This window comes from Leclercia sp. EC_58 (genome assembly GCF_019584355.1).
Classification (GTDB): Bacteria; Pseudomonadota; Gammaproteobacteria; order Enterobacterales; family Enterobacteriaceae; genus Enterobacter.
The window spans coordinates 2,417,088-2,430,419 of record NZ_VDAM01000001.1; the positions used below are offsets into that span (position 1 = coordinate 2,417,088).

General features: G+C 58.0%; 12 protein-coding genes. 4 read left to right on the forward strand and 8 right to left on the reverse strand.

The features are described 5' to 3' along the window. The first annotated feature begins 312 nt into the window (after positions 1 to 312). Entirely contained in the window at positions 313 to 1,719 is a 1,407-nt protein-coding gene (gene chiP, locus FHC51_RS11835) for a chitoporin (protein WP_220435610.1), read from the forward strand. Between the two features lie 43 nt (positions 1,720 to 1,762). Then, positions 1,763 to 2,095, forward strand: a complete 333-nt coding sequence (chiQ, locus tag FHC51_RS11840; protein WP_197080134.1) for a ChiQ/YbfN family lipoprotein — start codon at positions 1,763 to 1,765, stop codon at positions 2,093 to 2,095. 146 nt (positions 2,096 to 2,241) lie between these two features. Here the strand turns inward: chiQ and fur are convergent, their stop codons facing one another. From fur to ybfF, 4 genes are all read right to left on the reverse strand, one after another. Beyond that, the gene (gene fur / locus FHC51_RS11845) at positions 2,242 to 2,688 is read right to left on the reverse strand and encodes a ferric iron uptake transcriptional regulator (RefSeq protein ID WP_010428651.1); all 447 of its coding nucleotides are present in this window, start codon (positions 2,686 to 2,688) and stop codon (positions 2,242 to 2,244) included. A gap of 289 nt (positions 2,689 to 2,977) precedes the next feature. Then, the gene (fldA, locus tag FHC51_RS11850) at positions 2,978 to 3,508 is read right to left on the reverse strand and encodes a flavodoxin FldA (RefSeq protein WP_168192007.1); all 531 of its coding nucleotides are present in this window, start codon (positions 3,506 to 3,508) and stop codon (positions 2,978 to 2,980) included. 155 nt (positions 3,509 to 3,663) lie between these two features. Beyond that, positions 3,664 to 3,951 carry a LexA regulated protein gene (gene ybfE / locus FHC51_RS11855; protein WP_103823578.1) on the reverse strand — a complete coding sequence of 96 codons (288 nt, stop codon included), beginning with the start codon at positions 3,949 to 3,951 and terminating at the stop codon, positions 3,664 to 3,666. Between the two features lie 128 nt (positions 3,952 to 4,079). Continuing rightward, positions 4,080 to 4,853, reverse strand: coding sequence for an esterase (ybfF, locus tag FHC51_RS11860; protein ID WP_114315613.1), 774 nt, complete (start codon positions 4,851 to 4,853; stop codon positions 4,080 to 4,082). 183 nt (positions 4,854 to 5,036) lie between these two features. Between ybfF and seqA the strand changes: the two genes are divergently transcribed. Together seqA and pgm are read left to right on the forward strand one after the other, a co-directional pair. Beyond that, complete coding sequence (gene seqA, locus FHC51_RS11865; RefSeq protein WP_220435611.1) at positions 5,037 to 5,579, forward strand: replication initiation negative regulator SeqA; 543 nt, start codon at positions 5,037 to 5,039, stop codon at positions 5,577 to 5,579. Between the two features lie 24 nt (positions 5,580 to 5,603). Beyond that, complete coding sequence (pgm, locus tag FHC51_RS11870; protein ID WP_114387656.1) at positions 5,604 to 7,244, forward strand: phosphoglucomutase (alpha-D-glucose-1,6-bisphosphate-dependent); 1,641 nt, start codon at positions 5,604 to 5,606, stop codon at positions 7,242 to 7,244. A gap of 99 nt (positions 7,245 to 7,343) precedes the next feature. Here pgm and kdpE read toward each other — a convergent pair whose 3' ends face one another. The 4 genes from kdpE to kdpB are packed head-to-tail and all read right to left on the reverse strand — an operon-like array spanning position 7,344 to position 13,330. Next, complete coding sequence (gene kdpE / locus FHC51_RS11875; RefSeq protein ID WP_220435612.1) at positions 7,344 to 8,021, reverse strand: two-component system response regulator KdpE; 678 nt, start codon at positions 8,019 to 8,021, stop codon at positions 7,344 to 7,346. After that, on the reverse strand, positions 8,018 to 10,693 hold the full coding sequence (kdpD, locus tag FHC51_RS11880) for a two-component system sensor histidine kinase KdpD (protein WP_220435613.1): 2,676 nt from the start codon (positions 10,691 to 10,693) through the stop codon (positions 8,018 to 8,020). Before kdpD ends, kdpE begins: the two co-directional genes overlap by 4 nt. Next, positions 10,694 to 11,269, reverse strand: coding sequence for a potassium-transporting ATPase subunit KdpC (gene kdpC, locus FHC51_RS11885; protein WP_220435614.1), 576 nt, complete (start codon positions 11,267 to 11,269; stop codon positions 10,694 to 10,696). 12 nt (positions 11,270 to 11,281) lie between these two features. Further along, complete coding sequence (kdpB, locus tag FHC51_RS11890; RefSeq protein ID WP_220435615.1) at positions 11,282 to 13,330, reverse strand: potassium-transporting ATPase subunit KdpB; 2,049 nt, start codon at positions 13,328 to 13,330, stop codon at positions 11,282 to 11,284. Positions 13,331 to 13,332 lie beyond the last annotated feature (2 nt).

The window sequence follows — 13,332 nt, forward strand, 5'->3', positions numbered from 1 at the left end:
TCCCTTTCACAAATTCACGATAATAGCTATCGAACTGGCCTTGAAATAGCTATCTGTTAAAAATAAGCCGCTAATTACGTGCGTTATTTTAATTAAAAATTCTTTTCAGTTTTAATTGTTACAAATAGCAATCAAATATGTGCGCTTTGTCATAATCCTGACTTTTGATCGCTGAAAAGCATTGATAATTCGCGTCGCGAAAAATAGTCTACAGACAGGAGATGTAAGCGGGTATTTCTGGTTACCTCCATTTTTTTACTTTTTTGTTTTTCGCCGTTTAAGGCGCTTTAAATACGTCAAAGAGGATTAATTATGCGTACGTTCAGTGGCAAACGTAGTGCGCTTGCGCTGGCTATTGCCGGTGTAACAGCAATGTCAGGCTGGATGGTTTCTCCGAAAGCCCAGGCCGAAGGTTTTATTGATGATTCCACGCTCACGGGCGGTATTTATTACTGGCAGCGTGAACGTGACCGCAAAAATGTCGAAGCAGACAAATACGAAACTAACCTGGCTCACTCCACCTGGAACGCCAACCTTGATTTCCAGTCCGGCTATGCCGCCGACATGTTCGGTCTTGATCTCGCTGCGTTCACAGCCATCGAAATGGCGGAAAATGGCGACAGCGGCCACCCGAACGAAATTGCATTCTCCTCCAGCAACAAAGCCTATAAAGAGGACTGGTCCGGTGATAAGAGCGGGATCAGCCTGTATAAAGCGGCTGCTAAATTTAAATATGGCCCGGTCTGGGCGCGCGGCGGCTGGCTGCAGCCAACCGGTCAAACCCTGTTAGCGCCGCACTGGAGCTTTATGCCGGGTACCTATCAGGGTGCAGAAGCCGGGGCCAACTTTGACTACGGCGACAGCGGTGCGCTGAGTTTCTCGTACATGTGGACCAACGAGTACAAAGCGCCGTGGCACCTCGAGATGGACAAGTTCTATCAGAATGACAGAAAAACCCGCGTCGATTATCTCCACTCCTTTGGCGCGAAGTACGATTTCAAAAATAACCTGATTCTGGAAGCCGCGTTTGGTCAGGCCGAAGGTTACATCGATCAGTATTTTGCCAAAGCCAGCTACAAGTTAGATATCGTGGGCGGCCCGCTCTCGACCAGCTACCAGTTCTACGGCACGCGTGATAAAGCCGACAGCGGCACCGTGAATGATATCTACGACGGCACGGCATGGCTGCAGGCGCTGACCCTGGGTTATAAGGTCGGGCAGGTCGATTTACGTCTGGAAGGGACTTACGTTAAGGCGGAAGGGCAGCAGGGTTACTTCCTGCAGCGTATGACCCCAACCTACGCTTCGTCCAACGGTCGTCTGGACGTGTGGTGGGATAACCGCTCGGACTTTAACGCTAACGGCGAAAAAGCGGTCTTCTTCGGCGCGATGTATGACCTGAGCAACTGGAACCTGGCAGGCTGGAGTGTGGGCGCGTCTTATGTCTACGCCTGGGATGCAAAACCGGCAGACTGGCTGATCAACAGCGCGGGCCAGCGTGAAGATATCGCCTCTAACAAGATCAAAGAGTCTGCCTATAGTCTGGATGCGATCTACACCCTTCAGGACGGTCGCGCGAAAGGCACCATGTTCAAACTGCACTTCACGCAGTATGACAACCATTCCGATATCCCAAGCTACGGCGGCGGTTACGGCAACATCTTCCAGGATGAGCGAGACGTGAAGTTTATGGTTATCGCCCCGTTCACCATCTTCTGATGACACATCCGGCGGGGGATAACCCCGCCGACCGGAGACTGCTATGCTGAAAAAAATCGTACTGGTCGCGCTGGTGGCATCAGGACTGACCGCCTGCGCGCAACCTCAGACCCAGAAAGAAGACACCCGTCTGAAAGAGGCCTACAGCGCCTGTATCAATACCGCTGAAGGGTCGCCAGAGAAGATCGAAGCCTGCCAGAGCGTGCTGGACGTGCTGCGCCAGGAGAAGGCGCACGAGCAATTTGCGACACAAGAGACCGTTCGGGTTGCAGATTACCAGGCCTGTATCCAGGCGCGTAAAACGGGTAACAATCAGGACGTGACCAAAGACTGCGATAAAATCTGGCAGGAGATCCGCAATAACAACAGCAAGTAATCGGCTGTTTGCCACGCCCGGTGGCGCTACGCTGACACGGGCCTACAAATGCGTAGGTCTGTGTCAGTGAGGCGCCACCGGGCTTTTTACATAATGACAGGCAAAAAAAAGCCAACCGTCAGGTTGGCTCAGAGTATGCGGATGAATTATTTCGCGTCGTGCGCGTGGTCATCTTCGCGGCAGTCGCCTTCGGCACAGTGGCCATACAGGTAGAGACTGTGGTTGGTCAGACGAATGCCGTGACGTGCGGCAATTTCACGCTGACGTGATTCGATAGAGTCGTCGCTGAATTCGATCACTTTGCCGCAATCCAGGCAAATCAGGTGATCGTGGTGATGCTGCTGCGTCAGTTCAAATACGGATTTACCGCCTTCAAAATTGTGACGCGTCACGATGCCTGCATCGTCGAACTGGTTCAGTACACGGTAAACGGTTGCCAGACCAATCTCTTCGCCCATGTCGATCAGACGCTTGTATAAGTCTTCCGCACTGACATGATGGTTATCCGGACCCTGAAGCACTTCCAGGATTTTTAACCGTGGAAGCGTGACTTTCAGTCCGGCCTTCTTTAATGCGGTGTTGTTGTCAGTCATGCGGAATCTGTCCTGTTGCTAAACGATTCACTTCTAAAGAAGAAGTGACAGAAAATGCACCTGGGAAATGCGTCTCATTATAGAACTGCCATGACCTAATGAAAACTGCAAGTCTCAAGTAAAGTATGCTTATAAAAACGTGGTACCGCCAACAAACTTGTTACAGGGTGACCCGTTTGAACCTGGATCATTGTACAGGTATGGCAGGAAAAGTTAAAAATTTGTAGCAATTATTTTGATTGATATTACCTATCAATGCGGCGCAACTTTAACGTTGCGCCGCAGCATTTCAGGCGTTGAGGATATCGTCGAGATGCAGCTCTTCGCGAACCTGCTTAACCCATTTCTCTACGCGCTCAGCGGTCAGTTCAGGCTGGCGATCTTCGTCGATGGCGAGGCCCACGAAGTGATTATCATCGGCCAGACCTTTTGAGGCTTCGAAGTGGTATCCAGCAGTTGGCCAGTGACCAACGATCACGGCGCCGCGCGGCTCAATGATGTCGCGAATGGTGCCGAGAGCGTCGCAGAAGTACTCGGCATAGTCTTCCTGATCGCCACAGCCGAACAGGGCTACCAGTTTGCCGTTGAAATCGATCTCTTCCAGAGACGGGAAGAAGTCGTCCCAGTCGCACTGCGCTTCACCGTAGTACCAGGTAGGGATGCCCAGCAGCAGAATATCGTAACCTTCGATATCTTCTTTGCTGCTTTTCGCAATGTCATGCACATCGGCAACGTCTTTACCTAGCTGTTTTTGAATGTTTTTTGCGATATTTTCGGTATTACCCGTGTCGCTGCCAAAAAAAATGCCGATGATTGCCATGAGTAAAATAACCTCTTGAAACTTAATGGTATGGTGGCGCAATTTAGCCACGGATAAGGGCAATCATAGCAGAACAGAGAAGCCTGCGGAAACTGCAATCACCCAGGACTGCACTCTGTGCTACATGAAAGCAATAAGAAGGGGAGTTTTCTGACTTACGCTTTGCCGTGCCATTTCTCGAGCTGCGAAATCAGCATCTCTTCAATCAGCTCGCTGCGGCTGATATCACGGGCATTCGCCAGCTCGTTCAGCGCATCGACGGCTTCAGCGTTCAGTTTCAGCTCGACGCGTTTAAGCCCGCGGCTTTTATCGCGTTTAAGCTGATTGCGCTTATTGATGCGCAGCTGTTCATCACGCGAAAGCGGATTGGTTTTCGGTCGTCCCGGGCGACGCTCATTCGCGAACAGATCTAATGTCGTGCGGTCCGTGTGTTCTTTGGCCATGATTTTGAGACTTCGGGGGAAACAAGACACCCTGCTAATGCCCGGGCGATAAGCGCGCCATCATACATCACCGAAAACGGCACGCCAACGACTGGAGGCCCGCAGGCGACCAGTCGCTCTCTTTTTAATCAATTTGCCGTGTCAGCGAGGTAACGACGGATAGCGCGCAGCACCGCGTCCGGTTTTTCGGCATGAACCCAGTGTCCGGCCCCGGCAATCACATGCGCACGCGCCTGGGGGAATTGCGCCAGCAGCGCATCACGATACGCTTCGGTCACGTACGGCGAGTTGCCGCCGGTAATAAACAGCGTCGGGTGCGGCCACGCCGGCACCGGCTGCCAGCCGACGATCTGGTCATACTGATCCCAGAGCACCGGCACGTTAAAGCGCCACTCGCCGTCGACGAAGGATTTCAGCAGAAACTGCACCACGCCTTCTTCATCAAGATGTTCGCGCATGACCGCCGCGGCCTGCTGGCGGGTACTGACGCCAGCGTCCGTGACGGCGTTAATAGCGGCGAAGATCTCATCGTGGCGGCGCACGTCGTAATCCACCGGCGCCACGTCGATCACCACCAGGCCCGCAATGCGCTCCGGCGCAAGCGCTGTCAGCGCCATCACCGCTTTGCCACCCATGGAGTGACCAATCAGGATCGCTTTTTCAATATTATGCTCATTCAGCGTATCCAGCAGATCCTGGGCCATATCGGCGTAGGTCATCTGCGGCGAGCGCGGCGACAGGCCGTGGTTACGCATATCCACCTGCAGCAGCGCGTGATCCTGCACCAGATCCCGTGCCAGTACGCCAAGATTATCCAGACTACCAAACAGACCATGCACCAGGACGATGGGAGAATTATTGTGCGGCGATTGTGCAGATTGCGCTCGGGTATTCAATTTCATGGCAAAGTTCTTTTTTTACGTATGTCAGGTTAGGGTATCATGTTGACCATTCTGCCGCCCGGCTGCAAGGAAACAGTTAATTCTGACTTTTGCCGCCATTCTGGCTTGACGCTATCCGCTGTTGGGTTTTGACCTTATACTCCCAACGACTTGTATTCAGATAAGATATCGCACTGGATTAAGATGAAAACAATCGAAGTTGATGACGAACTCTATCAGTATATCGCCAGCCAGACGCGGCATATCGGTGAGAGCGCGTCCGACATTTTACGGCGCATGCTCAAAATGGCCGCCGCCTCGCAGTCTGCCGCTCCGGCCCTCAAAGAGACGCGCCAGCCCATTGCCGTCGCCCAGGAAAAGCCGCTGACGCAGGTAAAAGACAAAGTGCGTGCGATGCGCGAACTGCTGCTGTCTGACGAATACGCTGAGCAGAAGAAAGCAGTTAACCGCTTTATGCTGGTGCTGACTACACTCTATTCACTGGATAACAACGCGTTTGCCGATGCGACGGAGTCACTGCATGGTCGCACGCGTGTCTACTTCGCGGGTGACGAGCAAACGCTGTTACAGAATGGCAATCAAACTAAACCCAAGCACCTGCCTGGTACACCGTACTGGGTGATCACCAATACCAATACCGGACGTAAACGCAGCATGATCGAACACATCATGCAGTCGATGCAGTTCCCGGTGGAATTGATTGATAAGGTTTGCGGTACTATCTAACCCTTGCATCAGAAGGACCAGGCAATGGCAAATCACAATCGTGCGGGTCAACCTGCACAACAGAGCGATTTGATTAACGTCGCCCAGCTTACCGCACAGTATTACGTGCTGAAGCCGGAAGTGGGCAACGCAGAACACGCAGTTAAGTTTGGTACATCCGGGCACCGCGGCAGTGCGGTACGCCATAGCTTTAACGAGCCGCATATTCTGGCCATTGCTCAGGCCATCGCGGAAGAGCGTGCCAAAAACGGCGTCACCGGTCCGTGTTACGTGGGTAAGGATACACATGCCCTGTCAGAGCCAGCGTTTATCTCCGTACTGGAAGTGCTGGCGGCCAACGGCGTGGATGTCATCATTCAGGAAAACAACGGCTATACGCCGACCCCTGCCGTTTCTAACGCCATCCTGGTGCATAACCAGAAGGGCGGCGCGCAGGCTGACGGCATTGTGATCACGCCGTCCCACAACCCGCCGGAAGATGGCGGCATCAAATACAACCCACCTAACGGCGGCCCGGCTGACACTAACGTCACGAAAGTGGTGGAAGATCGCGCCAACGCGCTGCTGGCTGATGGCCTGAAAGGCGTGAAGCGCATCTCTCTGGACGAGGCGATGGCCTCCGGCCACGTGAAAGAGCAGGATCTGGTGCAGCCTTTCGTGGAAGGACTGGCGGATATCGTCGACATGGCGGCGATCCAGAAAGCGGGTCTGAAGCTGGGCGTCGACCCGCTGGGCGGTTCCGGTATTGAGTACTGGAAGCGTATTGCGGAGCACTACAAGCTGGATCTGACCATCGTTAACGATCATGTCGATCAGACCTTCCGCTTTATGCACCTCGACAAAGACGGCGCAATCCGTATGGACTGTTCATCCGAGTGTGCGATGGCTGGCCTGCTGGCGCTGCGCGACAAGTTCGACCTCGCCTTTGCCAACGACCCGGATTACGACCGTCACGGTATCGTCACCCCTGCGGGTCTGATGAATCCAAACCACTATCTGGCGGTGGCGATCAACTACCTGTTCCAGCATCGTCCACAGTGGGGCGCAGAGGTTGCCGTGGGTAAAACCCTGGTCTCCTCCGCAATGATTGACCGTGTGGTTAACGACCTGGGCCGTAAGCTGGTGGAAGTACCGGTTGGCTTTAAGTGGTTTGTTGACGGACTGTTCGACGGCAGCTTCGGCTTTGGCGGCGAAGAGAGCGCGGGCGCTTCCTTCCTGCGCTTCGACGGTACGCCGTGGTCTACCGACAAAGACGGCATCATCATGTGCCTGCTGGCGGCGGAGATCACAGCTGTCACCGGCAAGAACCCGCAGGAGCACTACGACGAGCTGGCCGCCCGTTTCGGTGCGCCGAGCTACAACCGTCTGCAGGCCTCAGCCACCTCCGCTCAGAAAGCGGCGCTCTCTAAGCTCTCACCTGACATGGTCAGTGCCAGCACCCTGGCAGGCGACCCGATCACCGCCCGTCTGACGGCGGCCCCGGGCAACGGTGCCTCAATCGGTGGTCTGAAGGTGATGACCGAGAACGGCTGGTTCGCGGCGCGTCCATCCGGTACGGAAGATGCGTACAAGATTTACTGCGAAAGCTTCCTTGGGGCGGAACACCGCCAGCAGATTGAGAAAGAAGCGGTAGAGATTGTCAGCGAAGTGCTGAAAAACGCATAACTGCGATTTGTGCGCCGGGCGGCACTGCGTTTGCCCGGCCTACAACGGCTTCGATCTTATAGGCCCGGTAGGCGCTAGCGCCACCGGGCTTTTTTATGCTCAAAGCATAAAGCGGTAGCCAATCCCTGTTTCGGTTAACAGGTGCTGTGGACGCGCGGGATCCGCTTCGAGTTTCTGGCGAAGGTGTCCCATATAGATGCGCAGGTAGTGACTATGCTCCACTGCATTCGGTCCCCAGACTTGGCTTAACAGCTGGCGCTGGGTGAGCACTTTACCGTGATTGTTGAGCAACACCGCCAGCAGGCGAAACTCGATGGGGGTCAGGTGGATTTCAGCCTCACCGCGCTGAATACGCCGCGAGGCCAGATCGACACGAATATCGGAAAAGGTATACACCGGGTCGACGGGGGCGGTAGTCGCGTGGCGGCGAAGGGCGACGCGCAGACGCGCCTGCAGTTCGCCAATGCCAAACGGCTTGCTGAGATAGTCGTCGGCACCGGCATCAAGTGCGGCAATTTTGTCGGTCTCCTCCATGCGCGCGGAGAGCACAATGATTGGCATCTGGCTCCACTGGCGTACCTCCCGGATAAAGTCGAGGCCGTCGCCGTCCGGCAGGCCCAAATCGAGGATCACCAGGTCCGGCTTGCGGGTGGCGGCTTCTATCAGGCCTCGTTGCAGCGTCCCGGCATCGTGTACGCGCAGCCCTTCACCTTCCAGCGCGGCACGCAGAAAACGACTGATGGCGAGTTCATCTTCAACAATCAGGACGTTAATCACAAATCCTCTGGAAGTTCATTCAGGTCGGGTGGCGCATCAAGCGGCAGTGTAACACAAAACCCGGCCCCGCCTTCGGGGCGATTATGGGCGGTAATGGTGCCGCCGTGCACCTCAACAATTGCCTGGCAGATAGCCAGCCCCAGCCCGACGCCGGGAATGGCGGACTCCTTATTCCCGCGAGCAAACTTATCAAAGATAGCCTCTTCCTGACCCGCCGGAATGCCCGGGCCGGAGTCCCACACCTCCAGCTGCAGCTGCTCGGGGGTGACGCTGGCGTCAATGCCGATTTGCGCTCTGCTGCCCGCATATTTCGCGGCGTTCTCCAGCAGATTAATCAGCACCCGCTCGAACAGCGGGCCGTCAACGTGGATCAGCGCCAGGGGATCGGACATCGCGAGCGCGATATGCCGACCACCCAGCCCCGGCTCCAGCGTTTTTAAGGCGCTGCCGATCACCTCTTCCAGCGTCAGCCACTCTTTTTTCAGGTTAAAGCCGCCGGACTGGATCCGCGCCATATCCAGCAGGTTGTTCACCAGCCGGGTGGTGTTCAGCACATGCTGGCGGATCTCGCTGGCCTGGATAGCGTGGCGGGAGCCTTCTGCCGCCAGGTCGAGGGTCAGGATCTCCGACTGGCCGAACAGCACCGTCAGCGGCGTGCGCAGATCGTGGGAGAGGGCGGCCAGAAGCGAGTTACGAATGCTCTCCCGCTCGCTGGCGAGCCGAGCCTGTTCTTCGCTGGCGGTGAGTGCCAGCCGCTCCAGCGCGCTCGCCACCAGCAGGGTAAAGGTCTCCAGCAGCCGCTGCTGCTCGGGGATCATCAGCTGGCGCAGGTTAGCCGGCTCGACAATCACTACCCCCTGACGCTGCAACGGCAGGATCTGATAGGGCACACCCGGGAGCGTGTCGGTGCCCGCACCCGCAGGCTGCCCTTTATCAAAGCTCCAGCGGACAATGGCCTCATCCCACGGGGTCATCCCCGAGACCGGGGTGGGCGGACACAGTTTGCCTTCGCGATCCGGGAGCAGGATCAGGCTGCGGGCGTTAAAAGTGGAGTGAATAAACTGCTGGCTGGTCTGGACGATATCCTGCGCCGTACGGCCCACCGCCAGCGCCTTCGACATCTCATACAGGTGGCGAGTGCGCTGCTCGCGATAGCGGGCGATCCGCGCCTGATAGCGCACCCCCGCCGTCAGGTTGCCGATAAGCAAACCTACCGCCAGCATCACGGCGAAGGTGAGGACGTACTGCACGTCCGACACCGCCAGGGTGCCGCGCGGGGCGATAAAAAAGAGATCGAAGCTGATGACGTTGATCACCGTCGCCAGCACCGAGGGCCAGCGGCCATAAAACAGGGCCACAAGCACCACCCCCAGCAGGTAGATCATCACCAGGTTAGCGGCATCAAAATCGGGTAGCCACTGGCTGGCGATAAAGGTGATCAGCGCGCAGAGCAGCACCGCCACCAGGCAGCCGCGCAGCTGGACCCGCCATTTATCGCTGAACGTCCGGTTATCCGGGGCCTTAGCAGGCAGGGCTGCGGGTTTGTCGTCCAGCGCGACGATCAGCAAATCGAGATCGGGGGCGCGCTGTGCCAGCTTGTCGGCAAAGCTCTCCCGGCTGAACCCGCGGCGACGGGCGCGCCTGCCGATAACAATTTTGCCGAGGTTATGCTCCCGGGCGTAGCGCAGGATGGCTTTCTCTTCCGCCTGTTCGGCCAGGGTGGCGGTTTCGGCGCCCAGCTCCTGCGCCAGACGCAGGGCACCAAGAATGGCGCGGCGCTGGTTCTCCGGCAGTCGGTGCAGCTGCGGCGTCTCCACGTAGACCGCATGCCAGACGCTGCCGAACTTCGCCGCCAGACGCGCGGCGGTGCGCACCAGCTTCTCGTTGCCGCTGCCGTGACCGATGCAGAGCAAAATCGCATCGCGAGTATGCCACACTTTCTCCTCGCCCTGACGGTCGCGCCAGGCTCGCATCTGATCGTCCACCCGGTCGGCGGTGCGGCGCAGAGCCAGCTCGCGCAGGGCGATCAAATTGCCTTTACGAAAGAAGTGCTCGATTGCCCGCTCAGCCTGCCCGGCGATATAGACTTTGCCCTCATGAAGACGCTGGCGCAGATCGTCCGGGGGAAGATCCACCAGCACCACCTCGTCCGCCGCGTCGAAGAAGGGATCCGGGACGGTCTCCCGCACCTGAATACCGGTGACGCCGCTGACCACGTCGTTGAGGCTCTCCAGATGCTGGACGTTGACGGTGGTAAAGACATCAATCCCGGCGTCCAGCAGCTCCTCGACATCCTGCCAGCGTTTGGGATGGCGCGAGCCCGGGGCATTGGTGTGCGCCAGCTCGTCCATCAGGATCAGCGCCGGGCGGCGGGCGAGGGCAGCGTCGAGATCGAATTCCGTTACCAGACGCCCGCGATGATGAATGCGGCGCGGCGGCTGGGTTGCCAGCCCCGCCAGCAGCGCGGCGGTCTCCTGGCGACCGTGGGTCTCCACCACGCCGATAAGAATATCGAGCCCCTGGGCGCGCAGACGCTGGGCTTCACTGAGCATGGCGAAGGTCTTGCCGACGCCCGCGCAGGCGCCGAAGAAAATTTTCAGCATGCCGCGATGGGGAGTGGCAGCCTGCTCCAGCAGTTTGTCCGGGTCCGGGCGCAGAGGCTCGTCAATCATTTACTCTTTCCTTAGCGCGTCCAGCGCCAGATTCAATTCAACAATATTGACCACTGGATTGCCCATCGCGCTGAATAATGGCTTTTGCGTATGTGCGGCCACCAGCTGGCTGAGCTGTTCGGCGCTGAGCTGACGCGCCAGAGCCACCCGTGGGATCTGCCAGGCGACGGCCTGCGGCGTCAGGCTGTAGTCCAGCCCGCTGCCTGACGCGGTCACCAGTTCAACCGGCACTGCCGGGCTCGCCTGCGGGTTAGCTGCACGCAGAGCCGCCACGCGGGCACGAACGGCGTCATCCAGCTCAGGGTTGCTGCCCGCCAGATTGCTGCCGCCCGAGGCCATGGGATTATACGGGCTCTCCGCCGTAGCGGAAGGACGCCCGTGAAAGTAACCCGCCGCGGTAAAGTCTTGCCCAATCAGTCGGGAACCGCGGATCTCCCCCTGCTGGTAGATAAGCGATCCGTTCGCCTGGTCGGTAAACCACCACTGACCCAACGCGGTGGTCACCAGCGGATAGAGCCCGCCGGTTATCAGGGCCAGCAGAATAAACAACAGTATAGCGGGACGTAACATAGCCATTTGATTTTCCTCTTAAACCAGCCCGAACAGGGTGAGCACAACGTCGATGGCTTTAATGCCGATAAACGGCACCACCAGCCCACCCAGACCGTAAATCCACAGGTTGCGGCGCAGCATGGCGGCGGCGGTGAGCGGCTTGTAGCTCACCCCTTTCAGCGCCAGCGGGATCAGAAAGATAATGATCAGCGCGTTGAAGATCACCGCGCTCAGGATGGCCGAGGCGGGGGAGTGCAGGTGCATCACATTCAGGGCGTTCAGTTGCGGATAAGTCGCGGCAAACGCCGCCGGAATAATGGCGAAATATTTCGCCACGTCGTTGGCGATACTGAAGGTGGTGAGCGAGCCCCGGGTCATCAGCATCTGTTTGCCAATATGTACCACCTCGATCAGCTTGGTCGGGTTAGAGTCGAGGTCGACCATATTACCCGCCTCTTTTGCCGCCTGGGTGCCGGAGTTCATGGCTACCGCCACGTCCGCCTGGGCGAGGGCCGGGGCGTCGTTGGTGCCGTCACCGGTCATGGCCACCAGCCGTCCTTCTCCCTGGTACTGGCGGATCAACGCCAGTTTGGCTTCCGGCGTCGCTTCCGAGAGAAAATCATCCACCCCCGCTTCGGCGGCAATGGCGGCCGCCGTCAGGCGGTTATCCCCGGTGATCATCACCGTTTTGATGCCCATTTTACGCAGCTGGGCAAAGCGCTCCTTGATGCCGCCTTTGACGATATCTTTCAGGGCAATCACCCCGAGAACGCTGGCTCCTTCCGCCACCACCAGCGGCGTGGCCCCCTGACGTGCGACGTTCTCCACCAGCGTATCGACCTGCGGCGGGAAATGGCCGTTATTGGCCGCAATATGGCGGCGAATGGCGTCCACCGAGCCCTTGCGGATCAGGCGGTCCTGAATATTGATGCCGCTCATCCGCGTTTGCGCCGTAAAGGGCACAAAGGTGGCATGCAGGCTTTGCACGTCGCGCTGGCGCAGGTTAAAGCGCTGCTTGGCGAGAATGACGATGCTGCGGCCTTCCGGGGTTTCGTCCGCCAGCGACGCCAGCTGGGCGGCGTCGGCCAGCGTTTGCTCATCCACGCCCGGGGCGGGCAGGAACTCAGAAGCCTGACGGTTGCCGAGGGTGATGGTGCCGGTTTTATCCAGTAGCAGCACGTCGACGTCGCCTGCTGCCTCGACGGCTCGCCCGCTGGTGGCGATAACGTTGGCCGCCAGCATCCGGCTCATGCCCGCCACGCCGATAGCCGACAGCAAGCCGCCAATGGTGGTCGGGATCAGGCAGACCAGCAGGGCCACCAGCACGGTGACGCTCACTGCCGTCCCGCCATAGGACGAGAAAGGCCACAGGGTGGCGGTCGCCAGCAGGAAGACGATGGTCAGCGCCACCAGCAGAATGGTCAGGGCGATTTCGTTTGGGGTTTTGCGCCGCTGGGCGCCTTCTACCATGGCGATCATCCGATCGAGGAAGGTTTCGCCAGGGTTGACGCTGCACTGGATCACCAGCCAGTCGGAAAGAATGCGCGTTCCGCCAGTGACCGAGGCAAAATCGCCGCCGGACTCACGGATCACCGGCGCGGACTCCCCGGTGATGGCGCTCTCATCCACCGAGGCGCCCCCTTCGATGACCTCCCCGTCGCAGGGGATAATGTCTCCGGCCTCTACCAGTACGATGTCGCCTTTGCGCAGCGTATCCGCTGGCACCGTTTCGCTGGCAGCACCATATTTCGCTTCGCGCAGCTTGCGGGCAAACGCGGTTTTCTGCACCCCTTTAAGGCTGTTGGCCTGCGCTTTGCTGCGTCCTTCCGCCAGCGCTTCGGCGACGTTGGCAAATAGCACGGTGAACCACAGCCACAGGCTGATCGCCGCGGTAAAGGTGGCGCTGCCTGACAGCCATCCGCCCGCCATCGCAAGGGCAAGCAGGGTGGTCAGCAGGCTCCCCAGCCAGACGATAAACATCACCGGATTGCGCCACTGCACGCGCGGATCTAATTTTTTTATCGCATCCATTAGCGCCTGGCGAACCAGAGCAGGCTCAAGCAGGGCCAGTTGCTTACGACTCATGA

What these genes read in the sequence shown, in the direction of transcription:
- seqA (WP_220435611.1), top strand. Translation starts at nt 5,037, where the DNA reads ATGAAAACAATCGAAGTTGATGACGAACTCTATCAGTATATCGCCAGC.
- pgm (WP_114387656.1), top strand. Translation starts at nt 5,604, where the DNA reads ATGGCAAATCACAATCGTGCGGGTCAACCTGCACAACAGAGCGATTTG.
- kdpD (WP_220435613.1), bottom strand. Translation starts at nt 10,693, where the DNA reads ATGATTGACGAGCCTCTGCGCCCGGACCCGGACAAACTGCTGGAGCAG.
- chiP (WP_220435610.1), top strand. Translation starts at nt 313, where the DNA reads ATGCGTACGTTCAGTGGCAAACGTAGTGCGCTTGCGCTGGCTATTGCC.
- kdpB (WP_220435615.1), bottom strand. Translation starts at nt 13,330, where the DNA reads ATGAGTCGTAAGCAACTGGCCCTGCTTGAGCCTGCTCTGGTTCGCCAG.
- fldA (WP_168192007.1), bottom strand. Translation starts at nt 3,508, where the DNA reads ATGGCAATCATCGGCATTTTTTTTGGCAGCGACACGGGTAATACCGAA.
- chiQ (WP_197080134.1), top strand. Translation starts at nt 1,763, where the DNA reads ATGCTGAAAAAAATCGTACTGGTCGCGCTGGTGGCATCAGGACTGACC.
- ybfE (WP_103823578.1), bottom strand. Translation starts at nt 3,951, where the DNA reads ATGGCCAAAGAACACACGGACCGCACGACATTAGATCTGTTCGCGAAT.
- ybfF (WP_114315613.1), bottom strand. Translation starts at nt 4,853, where the DNA reads ATGAAATTGAATACCCGAGCGCAATCTGCACAATCGCCGCACAATAAT.
- fur (WP_010428651.1), bottom strand. Translation starts at nt 2,688, where the DNA reads ATGACTGACAACAACACCGCATTAAAGAAGGCCGGACTGAAAGTCACG.
- kdpC (WP_220435614.1), bottom strand. Translation starts at nt 11,269, where the DNA reads ATGGCTATGTTACGTCCCGCTATACTGTTGTTTATTCTGCTGGCCCTG.